Origin of the sequence: Mycobacterium sp. AT1 (genome assembly GCF_002043095.1) — a bacterium.
Lineage (GTDB): Bacteria > Actinomycetota > Actinomycetes > Mycobacteriales > Mycobacteriaceae > Mycobacterium.
The window spans coordinates 11485-24349 of the sequence record NZ_MVOC01000022.1 but is presented as its reverse complement, the minus strand read 5'-3'; the positions used below and the strand labels follow the sequence as shown (position 1 = coordinate 24349).

At 67.7% G+C, this 12865-nt stretch carries 7 protein-coding genes; 5 read left to right on the top strand and 2 right to left on the bottom strand.

Annotated elements, in window-relative coordinates:
- Positions 1–4 precede the first annotated feature (4 nt).
- The 3 genes from B1790_RS10885 (at position 5) to B1790_RS10875 (ending at position 4861) form a co-directional block, all read left to right on the top strand.
- Entirely contained in the window at positions 5–1342 is a 1338-nt protein-coding gene (locus B1790_RS10885; protein WP_255407264.1) for a nicotinate phosphoribosyltransferase, read from the top strand.
- 6 nt (positions 1343–1348) lie between these two features.
- On the top strand, positions 1349–3316 hold the full coding sequence (locus B1790_RS10880; protein ID WP_079923233.1) for an ATP-dependent DNA helicase: 1968 nt from the start codon (positions 1349–1351) through the stop codon (positions 3314–3316).
- 108 nt (positions 3317–3424) lie between these two features.
- A complete protein-coding gene (locus B1790_RS10875; RefSeq protein WP_079923232.1) occupies positions 3425–4861 on the top strand; it encodes a neutral zinc metallopeptidase in 1437 nt (478 codons plus the stop codon).
- Between the two features lie 64 nt (positions 4862–4925).
- Here the strand turns inward: B1790_RS10875 and B1790_RS10870 are convergent, their stop codons facing one another.
- Together B1790_RS10870 and glgP are read right to left on the bottom strand one after the other, a co-directional pair.
- Positions 4926–5774 carry a virginiamycin B lyase gene (locus tag B1790_RS10870; RefSeq protein ID WP_079923231.1) on the bottom strand — a complete coding sequence of 283 codons (849 nt, stop codon included), beginning with the start codon at positions 5772–5774 and terminating at the stop codon, positions 4926–4928.
- A complete protein-coding gene (gene glgP / locus B1790_RS10865) occupies positions 5771–8365 on the bottom strand; it encodes an alpha-glucan family phosphorylase (RefSeq protein ID WP_079923230.1) in 2595 nt (864 codons plus the stop codon). The genes B1790_RS10870 and glgP overlap by 4 nt, the downstream gene beginning before the upstream one ends.
- A 159-nt stretch (positions 8366–8524) precedes the next feature.
- Here glgP and B1790_RS10860 point away from each other — a divergent pair, with 159 nt between their 5' ends.
- Both B1790_RS10860 and glgB read left to right on the top strand, forming a co-directional pair.
- Positions 8525–10615 carry an alpha-1,4-glucan--maltose-1-phosphate maltosyltransferase gene (locus tag B1790_RS10860; RefSeq protein ID WP_142271242.1) on the top strand — a complete coding sequence of 697 codons (2091 nt, stop codon included), beginning with the start codon at positions 8525–8527 and terminating at the stop codon, positions 10613–10615.
- A 5-nt stretch (positions 10616–10620) separates the two neighbouring features.
- Positions 10621–12828 carry a 1,4-alpha-glucan branching protein GlgB gene (gene glgB, locus B1790_RS10855; protein WP_079923228.1) on the top strand — a complete coding sequence of 736 codons (2208 nt, stop codon included), beginning with the start codon at positions 10621–10623 and terminating at the stop codon, positions 12826–12828.
- Positions 12829–12865: the final 37 nt, after the last annotated feature.

Sequence of the window (12865 nt, the reverse complement as noted above, 5' to 3'; positions counted from 1 at the left end):
CACCGTGACTTCCCACGAAGGCGCTCCCAAGGAGTGCGCGGTGACGGCCTTGCTCACCGACAAGTACGAGCTGACGATGCTCGCCGCGGCACTGCGGGACGGCACTGCTCACCGGCAGACCACGTTCGAGGTCTTCGCCCGCCGACTTCCCGACGGCAGGCGTTACGGCGTCGTCGCCGGAACGGGGCGCTTCCTGGAAGCACTGCCGCGCTTCAGGTTCGACGACGCCGCCCTGGCCTTGGTCGAAGACTTCCTCGACGAGACGACCCTGGCGTACCTGGCCGACTACCGCTTCAGCGGTGACGTCGACGGCTACGCCGAGGGCGAGCTGTACTTCCCCGGCTCCCCCGTGTTGTCGCTACACGGCACGTTCGCCGAGTGCGTCGTGCTGGAGACCCTGGCCCTGTCGATCTTCAACCACGACTGTGCGATCGCGTCGGCGGCGGCCAGGATGGTCAGCGCCGCCGAGGGTCGCCCGCTCATCGAGATGGGCTCCCGGCGCACCCACGAGATGTCTGCCGTCGCCGCGGCCCGCGCCGCCTACGTCGCGGGCTTCACCGGGACGTCGAACCTCGAGGCGCAGCGGCAGTACGGCGTCCCCGCCCTCGGGACCAGCGCACACGCCTTCACACTGCTGCACACCTCCCCCGACGGACCCGACGAGCAAGCGGCGTTCCGCGCCCAGGTCGAAGCCCTCGGTGTCGACACCACGCTGCTCGTCGACACCTACGACATCACCAAGGGCGTGGCCAACGCGATTGCCGTCGCGGGCCCCGAGCTGGGTGCCGTCCGCATCGACTCCGGCGATCTCGGCGTGCTGGCCAGGCAGGTCCGCGCCCAACTGGACCAGTTGGGCGCACCGAACACTCGCATCGTCGTCACCAGCGACCTCGACGAGTTCGCGATCGCCTCCCTGCGCGCCGAACCCGTCGACTCGTACGGGGTCGGCACGTCGCTGGTCACCGGGTCGGGCTCGCCGACTGCGGGCATGGTCTACAAGCTCGTCGAAGTCGACGGTGTCCCCGTCGCGAAGCGCAGCAGCCACAAGGAGTCCCACGGCGGCCGCAAGCAGGCCTACCGGCTGGCGAAGCCCACCGGCACCGTCGTCGAAGAGGTCGTGCAGATGGCCGACAGCCCCGCGGTCGAGGCCGACGGATTGGTGGCCACGGCGCTCGCCCACCCGTTGGTGCGCGCCGGCCGGGTCGTCGCCGACACCGATCTTCAGGCCGCGCGGGCCCGCGTCGCGGCGGGACTGGTCAGCCTGCCCTGGGACGGGTTGGGGCTCTCCAGCGGCGAACCCGCGATACCCACCCGCATGGTCGACGCCACGCGCCGGGCCTGAGGAGCGATGACGGGCGGCGTCAAGGAGCTGTTGGACAAGGCGGTCACCGCACTCGGCGGTACCGAACGCAGCGGCCAGATCGAGATGGCCGAGGCGGTCGACCATGCCTTCGAGTCCGGCGAGCACCTCGCGGTACAGGCAGGCACCGGCACCGGGAAGTCGCTGGCCTATCTGGTGCCGTCGATCAAGCACGCGATGGCGCGGGCCGAGCCGGTGGTGATCTCGACGGCCACCATCGCATTGCAACGCCAGCTGTTCGACCGCGACTTGCCGAGGCTGGCCGACGCGCTGGCCGGCGAGGTGTCCCGTCGCCCCGAGTTTGCCCTTCTCAAGGGACGCGGAAACTACCTGTGCCTGAACAAGATTCACAACGGCGCCGCCGACTCCGACGACCTGCCGCAGGACGAGCTGTTCGACGCCGTCGCGACGACCGCGTTGGGTCGTGACGTCAAGCGTCTCATCGAATGGGCGTCGGACACCGAGTCCGGGGATCGCGACGAAGTGGTGCCCGGCGTCGCAGACCGGTCCTGGAGCCAGGTCAGCGTGTCAGCCCGGGAGTGCATCGGGGCCGCCCGCTGTACGTACGGCGCCGACTGCTTCGCCGAGAAGGCCAGGGGCACCGCCGCCACCGCGGACATCGTCGTCACCAATCACGCCCTGCTCGCCATCGACGCGATCTCCGACATCAACGTGCTGCCCGAGCACCAACTGTTGGTGGTGGACGAAGCCCACGAGCTCGTCGACCGCGTGACCAGCGTGGCCACCGGAGAGTTGTCGGCGACCATGCTCGGCATGGCCGATCGACGCTCGTCGCGGCTCGTCGACCCCGAGATCGCAGAACGCTTCGAGGCCTCGATCGCGACGTTCACCTCCGCGCTCTACGACACCGAACCCGGCCGCAAGGACGTCTTGGACGACGAGATGGCCACCTACCTGACTGCTTTGCGGGATTCGGCGGACCGGGTGCGTTCGGCCATCGACACCGCCCCGGCCGACCCGAAGGCGGCGGCGGCCAGAAACGAGGCGGTGACGGCGCTCAACGACGTCAGCGACACCGCGACGCGCATCCTTTCGTCCTACGGTCCCGCGATACCCGATCGCACCGACGTGGTGTGGCTCGACCAGGACGAGGTGCGCGGAAACCGCCGCTCGATCTTGCGGGTCGCCCCACTGTCGGTGGCAATGCTGTTGCGCAACAGGCTGTTCGAGAAGTCGACGGTGATCCTGACGTCGGCGACGTTGACGATCGGCGGGGCGTTCGACGCGATGGCGCGGTCCTGGGGCCTGTCCGGCGCCGAGGCCCCGAAGTGGAAGGGGGTCGACGTAGGATCGCCCTTCGCCCATGCCAAGTCGGGCATCCTCTACGTCGCCGCCCACCTGCCACCGCCCGGGCGTGACGGCGCCGGCTCGGGTGAACAGCTCGACGAGATCGAGGGCCTCATCACCGCGGCGGGCGGTCGGACGCTTGGCTTGTTCTCGTCCATGCGCGCCGCGAAGGCGGCCGCCGAGGCGATGCGCGAACGCCTCGACACCCCGGTGCTGTGTCAAGGCGAGGACACCACCATGGCGTTGGTCCGCCGATTCGCCAAGGACCCCGAGACGACGCTGTTCGGCACGCTGTCGCTGTGGCAGGGCGTCGACGTGCCAGGGCCGTCGCTGTCGTTGGTGCTGATCGACCGAATTCCGTTCCCCCGCCCCGACGATCCCCTCGTCACCGCCCGGCAGCGGGCGATCGCGGCGCACGGCGGCAACGGGTTCATGGCGGTGGCCGCGACCCACGCGGCGCTGCTGTTGGCACAGGGCGCGGGACGGCTGCTGCGCAGCGTCGACGACCGGGGTGTGGTCGCGGTTCTCGACTCGAGGATGGCCACCGCGCGTTACGCCGGCTTCCTTCGCTCCTCACTGCCACCGTTCTGGGCGACGACCGACACCAGCCAGGTACGACGGGCGCTGGAACGCCTCCGCGACGCCTGACCCCGGCACCGAAGTTGGGATCGGGGTCCCCCGCGCTCTCTACTCTGGCCTGCACGTTCACCAGCGCGCCGTCCTGGCGCCGGAACGGCCAGAAAGGCGGCGTCGACGATGCGACGACACTTCGTGGGCAGCATGACGGCGTTCGCCGTCGGCACCGTCCTCCTCACGTCGTGCGCGACGACACTGCAGGGCACTCCGGTGTCGGTGTTCGCCAACCCGTTCAGCGTGGCGGGCATGCCCGCGGTGAACGGCCCGACGGGCCTGCGCGACGACGCGGAGGCGCCCTCGCGGGAGGTCGAGAACACCGACGGCGGGGACGTCGACGAGCTCGCGGGCAGCGCCGTCAGCGACATCGAGGAGTTCTGGGCAGGGCACTACGGGCAGACGTTCGACGGTGCGTTCACCCCCGTGGACGAACTCGTCTCCTGGGACTCCACCGACTATGACGACGACGCCTACTTCTGCGGGGCCGACGTGATGGGCCTCGTCAACGCCGGCTACTGCCTCGACGAGAACACCATCGGCTGGGACCGCGGTGAACTGCTGCCGCAATTGCGCGACGCGAACGGCGACATGGCGGTGACCATGGTGCTCGCCCACGAGTACGGACACTCCGTCGCCTTCCAGGCCGGTCTGCTGACAGAGGAGACGCCGACGCTGGTCGGCGAACAGCAGGCCGACTGCCTGGCCGGGGTGTACATGCGCTCGGTCGCCGAGGGCAGGTCGTCGAGGTTCACTCTGAGCACCGGCGACGGGCTCAACAATCTGCTGGCGGCGATGATCGCGTTCCGCGACCCGCTGCTGACCGAGAGCGACGGTGAGTTCGGCGAGGATGAACACGGCTCCGCATTCGAGCGGGTGTCGGCGTTCCAGTTTGGCTTCACCGACGGCGCCGCCGTCTGCGAGGCGATCGACCTCGACGAGATCAACCAGCGGCGCGGCGACCTTCCGGTGCTGCTCCCCGATGACGAGACCGGCGAGCTGCCGGTGACCCGGCAGTCGGTGACGTCGATAGTCGACGCGATGAACGTCGCCTTCGAACCGGCGGACCCGCCGCGGCTCAGCTTCAGCGAAACCGATTGCCCCGACGCACGTTCCGGTGGGCCGGCGTCCTATTGCCCCACGACCAACACCATCACCGTCGACCTGTCCGAGCTCGAAGAGCTTGGCGCACAAGGCGTCGACGACAGCGGCGTGGTCTCCGGTGACAACACCGCCTACTCGGTGGTCGTGTCCCGCTTCATGCAGGCGGTGCAGAAGGAACACGGTGGCGTCGCACTCGACGACGCCAAGGCAGCCCTTCGCACCGCGTGCCTCACCGGTGTCGCGACGGTGAAGATGACCGACAGCATCACCACCGCCAACGGCGACACGATCCAGCTCACCGCCGGTGACGTCGACGAGGCGGTCTCCGGCATCCTCGTCAACGGGGTGGCCGCCAGCGACGTCAACGGCGACTCGGTGCCGTCGGGCTTCTCGCGGATCGACGCCTTCCGCGTCGGCGTCCTCGGTGACCAGGACCGCTGCTTCAAGCGCTTCAACTGACACCCCCCTTGCGATTTCGGCGCGTTCGTCCGCGGTGAGCGCGGATGAGCGCGCCCAAGTCGCGCTAGGCGGTGGGGAGGCGCATCACGAAACCCGCCTCCAGCGCCACCCACAGCGCTCCGTCGGGACCGATGGCCAAGCCGTGGGGCTCGCTGCCCGCGGGCAGATCGATGGTGTCGACCTCACCGTCGGCGCTCAAGTGCGCGATCTGATCGGCACCCCACAGGCTGACCCACACCCCGCCGGAGGGGTCGGCCACCACCGCGTGTGGCTTGCCGGGGAGGTCCAGCTCCTGCATCGCCTCGTTCATCGGAATGCGGCCCACCTTGTCGGCGAGCACCGCGGTAAACCACACCGCGTCGTCATGGGTCCGCGTGATACCCACCGGACCGGCGTTGGGCGTCGGCAGCTTGCGCACCGTGACATCGCCGCGGTCGAGGCGGCCGATGGCGTTGGCCCGGTTCAGCGTGAACCAGAGCGCGTTGTCCGGTCCGGTGGTGATCGTCGACGGCATGCCGCCTGGGACGGCCTCCTCGCTGATCTCGCCGTCGACGTCGATCCGGCCGACGACGCCGGTGCCGGTCGCCGTGAACCACAGCGCTCCGTCGGGTCCGGATGTGATGCCGTACGGCTCACTGCCGCTTCGCAATTCGTAGGACGCGAGATGACCGTTGGTGGAGATTCGCCCGATCCGGTCGTCGCCGGTGCGGGTGAACCACAGCGCACCGTCGGGCCCGGCGGTGATGATCGACGGCTTGCTGCCCTCGGCCACCGGGTAGACCTCGAGGGAACCGTCCGGGCCGACCCGCGCGATGGCGCCGCGGTGCACCAGCGTCACCCACATCGCGCCGTCGGAACCGGCCGCCAGCGCATATGGCCCGCCGTCGACGGCGACTTCGAAGATGCGGCTCATGCGAGCGTGACGAGACCGAGCTCGTCGTCCGCCGCAAGCAGCCGGTGGTGCGGCAACACCCGAACGGTGTACCCGACCCGGCCGGCCACGGGCAGCGGAGTCGTGCTCGAGAAGACGTCGTTGCCGTCGGCCGAGCCCGTATGCGTCATCGGCACGACGAGGGGGTCGACCAGCACGTCGGCCGTGTCAACCCGGCCGACGACCGCCTCCACCACCACTTCATCGGGCCGCAGGTCGTCGAGGTGCACCGTGGCGGTCAACGTGAGCTCGGACCCGAGCAACGGGGTGTCTGGTAGCCCGTAACCGTCGACGTCGGTGATGCGGACGTTCGGCCAGCTGCCGCGCGCCCGTTCGCAGAACGCGGCGAGGTCCCGTGCCGCCCCGAACGGCACGCCGTCGACCTCCTCGATCGTGCGGTGCAGCGACGCCGCCGCCGGCGCGTAGTACTTCTCGGTGTAGTCGCGCACCATCCGCGAGGCCAGCACCTTCGGACCGAGCACCTGCAGCGTGTGACGCACCATCTCCATCCATCGCCGCGGCACGCCGTGCTCGTCGCGTTCGTAGAACTTCGTGGTGACCGACTTCTCCAACAGGTCGTAGAGCGACGAGGCCTCCAGGTCGTCGCGGCGGGATTCGTCGGCCAGGCCGTCGGCAGTCGCGATCTCCCAACCGTTCTCGCCGTCGTACCACTCGTCCCACCACCCGTCGCGAATCGACAGGTTGAGCCCGCCATTCAGCGCGCTCTTCATCCCCGACGTACCGCACGCCTCCAACGGCCGCAGCGGATTGTTCAGCCACACGTCGCAGCCCCAGTAGAGGAACCGCGCCATCGACATGTCGTAGTCGGGCAGGAACGCGATCCGGTGCCGCACCTCGGGCCGGTCGGCGAACCGGACGATCTCTTGGATCAGCGCCTTGCCGCCGTCGTCGGCGGGGTGCGACTTGCCTGCCACGATCAGCTGCACCGGCCGTTCCTCGTCGAGCAGCAGCTTCTCGAGCCGCTCGGGGTCGCGCAGCATCAGCGTCAGCCGCTTGTACGTCGGCACCCGTCGAGCGAAGCCGACGGTCAGCACGTTGGGGTCGAAGGCGTCGGCGATCCAGCCGAGTTCGGCCTCCGACGCGCCCCGCTCCAACCAGGAACGCCGCAGGCGACGGCGGACGTCGTCGACCAGCAACCCGCGCAGCTGAGACCGAATCCACCACAGGTGGCCCGTGTCGACCTGCTGCAGCCGCTCCCAGGTGTCCGCCTCGCTGAGAGAGCTGAGGTCCTCACTGCCGATCAGTTCGCGGGCCAGCTCGACCCATTGCGGTGCCGCCCACGTCGGGGCGTGCACTCCGTTGGTGATGGATCCGATCGGAACCTCGTCTTGGTCGAAGCCGGGCCACAGGTCGTTGAACATGCCGCGGCTGACCTTGCCGTGCAGCAGCGACACCCCGTTGGCGCGTTGCGCCAACCGCAGCCCCATGTGGGCCATGTTGAACTTCACCGGGTCGTCCTCCTCGCCGAACGCCACGATGCGGTCCAGCGGCACGCCGGGCACGAGCTCGGAACCAGCCTCCGACGCGCCGAAGTAGCGCTCGACCATCTCCACCGGAAAGCGGTCGATGCCCGCGGGGACGGGAGTGTGGGTGGTGAACACGGTGCTCGAGCGCACCACGGCCAACGCGGTGTCGAAGTCGAGCTCACCGTCGGTGACCAGCTCACGAATCCGTTCGACGCCGAGGAACCCGGCGTGCCCCTCGTTCATGTGAAACACCTGCGGCTCCGGCAGCCCCTCCACAGCGGTGAACGCCCGAATCGCCCGAACCCCGCCGATGCCGGCGAGCAACTCCTGCTTGATGCGGTGTTCCTGGTCGCCGCCGTAGAGCCGATCGGTCACCGAGCGCAGCTCGTGCTCGGTCTCCGGAATGTCGGAATCCAAGAGCAGCAAGGGAATCCGACCAACTTGCGCGATCCATACCCGCGCGTTCAACTGTCCGCCGTCGGGCATCGCCAGACTCACCAGCACCGGCTCACCCGACGCGTCGGTGAGCAGGCGCAGTGGCAGCCCCTGAGGATCGAGTGACGGATAGTCCTCGCGTTGCCAACCGTCGGCGGTCAACGACTGACGAAAGTAGCCCGACCGGTAGTACAGGCCCACCGCGATGAGCGGCAAACCCAGGTCGGATGCGGACTTCAGGTGGTCGCCCGCCAGGATGCCAAGGCCGCCCGAGTAGTTCGGCAGCACCTCTGCGACGCCGAACTCCATGGAGAAGTAGGCGATGCCCGTCGGGAGCGAGACTCCAGCCGACGTTCGCTCCTGGTACCACATCGGTCGGGTCAGATAGGTGTCCAATTCGGCCGCCAGATGGTCGAGCCGCGCGAGGAATGCCTCGTCGCCAGCAAGCTCGTCGAGGCGTTTCGGGTTCACTCCCCCGAGTACCGCCACCGGGTCTTGTCCAAATTGCTCCCACAGCCCGGAATCGATTGTGGCGAACAGCTCTTGCGTCGGCCTGTCCCATGACCAGCGTAGGTTGACCGAGAGTCGCTCAAGCGCCGCAAGACGTTCCGGAAGATGGGCGCGAACGGTGAATCTACGGAGTGCCTTCACGCGGATTCACCCTACCCACCGCAGCACCCCGTTCAAGGTCATCTCGATCGGTCCATCCGGCACATGGGGTTCAGTCGGACACTACGGTGGGTATAGAGCGCGACAAGGTAATCAAGCAGATGACAGCCCGCGGTCGGACCGCGAGCGTAAGGAGCAGTGGTGGCCGGTCGAATCGAGATCGACGACGTCGCACCGGTAGTTTCCAACGGCCGTTATCCGGCCAAGGCCGTGGTCGGTGAGGTAATGCCGATCAAAGCGGTGGTGTGGCGAGAGGGCCACGACGCCGTGTCGGCGACGTTGGTGGTGCGGTACCACGGAAAGACCTACCCGCAGCTCGCCGCGGCCCCCCAGGGCTTGGCGAACTCGCACGTCGAAGCGGTGCCCATCGAGGAAGTCGTCGGCGGCTCGCAGCGCATCAAACCCCAGCGGCTGCCGATGGAGCCGGGCGACGAGCCCGACACCTTTCACGGGCAGTTCTCCCCCGACGCCGTCGGCCTGTGGACCTACCGCGTTGACGGGTGGGGCGATCCCATCGCGACGTGGCGCAAGAACGTCACGGCGAAGCTCAACGCAGGCCAGGGCGAATCCGAATTGAACAACGATCTGCTCATCGGAGCGCAGTTGTTCGAACGGGCGTCCACCGGAGTGCCACGGCAGGACCGCTATCCGTTGCTCGAGGCCGCGAAGAATCTCCGCGCCCCCGGCGACCCGTACACGCGGGCGGGGGCAGCCCTCGCACCCGAGGTGGAGGCGTTGCTGCACGACTATCCGTTGCGCGAGCTGATCACCCGCGGTGAGCAGTACGGCATCTGGGTGGATCGTCCGCTGGCCCGGTTCAGCGCGTGGTACGAGATCTTCCCGCGTTCGACGGGCGGCTGGGACGGCGACGGCAAGCCCGTGCACGGCACGTTCGCGACCGCGAGCAAGACGCTGCCCCGCGTCGCGCGGATGGGCTTCGACATCGTCTACCTGCCGCCGATCCATCCGATCGGAAAGGTGCACCGCAAGGGGCGCAACAACAGTGTCACCGCCGCGCCGAACGACGTCGGCTCGCCATGGGCGATCGGCAGCGACGAGGGTGGGCACGACGCGGTGCACCCCGAGCTCGGCACCATCGAGGACTTCGACGACTTCGTGGCCGAGGCGCGCAATCAGGGTCTCGAGGTGGCACTCGACTTGGCCCTGCAGTGCGCGCCGGACCATCCGTGGGCCAAGGACCACCCCGAGTGGTTCACCGTCCTCCCCGACGGGACGATCGCCTACGCCGAGAATCCGCCGAAGAAGTACCAGGACATCTATCCGATCAACTTCGACAACGACCCGGCGGGCATCTACGCCGAGGTCCTTCGCGTCGTCCGATTCTGGGTGTCGCACGGCGTCAAGGTGTTTCGGGTCGACAACCCGCACACCAAGCCGCCGAACTTCTGGGCCTGGCTCATCGGCGAGGTCAAGAACGACGACCCGGACGTGCTGTTCCTCGCCGAGGCGTTCACCCGTCCGGCGCGGTTGTTCGGGTTGGCCAAGCTCGGCTACACGCAGTCGTACACGTACTTCACGTGGCGAACGGCCAAGTGGGAGCTGACCGAATTCGGCGAGCAGATCGCCGAACACGCCGACTACGCACGTCAGAGCCTGTGGGTGAACACCCCGGACATCCTGCACGAGATCCTGCAGTACGGCGGCCCCGGCATGTTTGCGATCCGCGCGGCGATGGCCGCGACGATGAGCCCTACCTGGGGTGTGTACTCCGGGTACGAGCTCTTCGAAGGCCAGGCCGTCCGCGAGGGCAGTGAGGAATATCTGGACTCCGAGAAGTACGAGCTGCGGCCGCGTGACTTCGACGGTGCACTCGCATCGGGCAATTCGCTCGAGCCGTTCCTGACGCGGCTCAACGAGATTCGCAAGGTGCACCCCGCTCTCACCGAACTGCGCACCATCACGTTCCACGAGATCGACAACGATGCGTTGCTTGCGTACAGCAAGTTCGATCCCATCAGCGGCGACTGCGTGCTGGTGGTGGTGACGCTCAACGCATTTGGTCCAGAAGAGGGCACCATCAGGCTGGACATGGCGGCGCTGGGAATGGCCGACTACGACCGCTTCTGGGTGCGCGACGAGATCACCGGCGACGAATATCAGTGGGGCCAGGCCAATTACGTACGTCTCGAGCCTGGGCGTTCCGTCGCCCACATCCTGAACATGCCGCACATACCAACCGACAAGCGGCTCGAGCTGCTGCGGAGGGATTGATTCACATGACAAGTACCAACGACATCACCACCAAGAACCTGCGGCCCGACCCGTCGGAGCTTTCCCGTCTGCTGTGGGGCACCCACCACGACCCGCATTCGATCCTAGGCGCGCACGAGTACGACGACCACACCGTCATCCGGGTGTTGCGGCCGAACGCGCTCGAGGTCGTCGCCCTCATCGGCAAGGAGCGCTACACCTTCTCCCACGTCGAGGACGCGCTCTTCGCCGTCGTCCTGCCGTTCACCGGGTTGATCGACTACCGCCTCGAGGTCAGCTATCCCAACGGCGACGACGACCCGCACGTCCACACGGTGGCCGACCCCTACCGCTTCTTGCCCACCCTTGGCGAGATGGACATGCACCTGTTCTCCGAGGGTCGCCACGAGCGGCTGTGGGAGGCGCTGGGCGCCCACCCGCGCACCTACAGCACCGCCGACGGACCCGTCAGCGGCGTCTCCTTCGCCGTGTGGGCGCCAAATGCCAAGGGCGTCAGCCTGATCGGCGACTTCAACCACTGGAGCGGGAACGACGCGCCCATGCGGACGCTGGGCTCCTCCGGGGTGTGGGAACTCTTCTGGCCCGACTTCCCGGCCGACGGCCTGTACAAGTTCCGCGTGCACGGCGCCGACGGCGTCACCACCGAGCGCGCCGACCCGATGGCGTTTGCCACCGAGGTGCCGCCCCTGCGCGCCTCACGGGTGACCAAGAGCGAATACACGTGGGAAGACGACGACTGGATGGCCGAGCGGGCCATCAAGAACCCGGTCTTCGAACCGATGAGCACCCTCGAGGTGCACCTGATGTCCTGGCGGCCGGGCCTGAGCTACCGGGAACTCGCCGACCAGCTGACCGAGTACGTCGTCGAGCAGGGCTTCACCCACGTGGAGTTGCTTCCCGTCGCGGAGCATCCGTTCGGCGGATCCTGGGGTTACCAGGTCACGTCGTACTACGCGCCGACGTCGCGATTGGGCACTCCCGACGAGTTCCGGTTCCTGGTCGACCGACTGCATCAGGCCGGCATCGGCGTGATCGTCGACTGGGTGCCCGCGCACTTCCCGAAGGACGCATGGGCTCTGGGACGGTTCGACGGAACGGCTCTCTACGAGCACTCCGACCCACGGCGTGGTGAGCAACTCGACTGGGGCACATACGTATTCGACTTCGGTCGCGCCGAGGTGCGTAACTTCCTGGTGGCCAATGCGCTGTACTGGCTGCAGGAGTACCACATCGACGGGCTTCGGGTGGACGCCGTGGCGTCGATGCTGTACCTCGACTACTCACGGCCCGAGGGTGGCTGGACGCCGAACATCTACGGCGGCCGGGAGAACCTCGAGGCCGTGCAGTTCCTGCAGGAGATGAACGCGACCGTCCACAAGGCCACCCCCGGCATCGTCACCATCGCCGAGGAGTCCACCTCGTGGCCGGGTGTCACCCGTCCGACCAACCTTGGTGGACTTGGCTTTTCGATGAAGTGGAACATGGGCTGGATGAACGACACGCTGGCCTTCATGCAGCGTGACCCGATTCACCGCAGCTTCCACCATCACGAGCTGACGTTCTCCCTGCTGTACGCCTTCAGTGAGAACTTCGTCCTTCCCATCAGCCACGACGAGGTCGTGCACGGCAAGGGCACGCTGTGGGGCCGGATGCCTGGCAACGACCACATGAAGGCCGCCGGGGTTCGCAGCCTGCTGGCCTACCAGTGGGCCCATCCCGGCAAGCAGTTGCTGTTCATGGGCCAGGAATTCGGTCAGCGCGCGGAGTGGTCCGAGGAGCGCGGCGTCGACTGGTTCCAGCTGGACGAGCAGGGCTTCTCCGGTGGCATCAAGCGGTTCACGGCCGATGCGAACGAGATCTACAAGACCCGTCGTGCCCTGTTCTCCCGCGACTCCAGCCCGGAGGGCTATTCGTGGATCGACGCCAACGACTCGGCCAACAACGTGCTGAGCTTCATGCGCTTCGGTGACGACGGTTCGATGCTGGCCTGCGTGTTCAACTTCTCTGGTGCGGAGCACGGCTCGTATCGCCTCGGGTTGCCGCACACGGGGACGTGGCGCGAGGTGCTCAACACCGACGCGACGATCTACAACGGTGCTGGCGCAGGAAACTTCGGCGCCGTCGAGGCGACGGCGGATCCGTGGCACGGTCGCCCGGCCTCAGCGGAGATGGTGCTGCCGCCGCTGTCCGCACTGTGGTTCGAACCGGTCTAATCCCCCACCCCCACCCGATTTCGGCGCGCTCGTCCGC

Excerpts from the sequence above, each read along its gene's own strand:
- B1790_RS10880 (WP_079923233.1), top strand. The coding sequence starts at position 1,349 with ATGACGGGCGGCGTCAAGGAGCTGTTGGACAAGGCGGTCACCGCACTC.
- B1790_RS10875 (WP_079923232.1), top strand. The coding sequence starts at position 3,425 with ATGCGACGACACTTCGTGGGCAGCATGACGGCGTTCGCCGTCGGCACC.
- B1790_RS10870 (WP_079923231.1), bottom strand. The coding sequence starts at position 5,774 with ATGAGCCGCATCTTCGAAGTCGCCGTCGACGGCGGGCCATATGCGCTG.
- glgB (WP_079923228.1), top strand. The coding sequence starts at position 10,621 with ATGACAAGTACCAACGACATCACCACCAAGAACCTGCGGCCCGACCCG.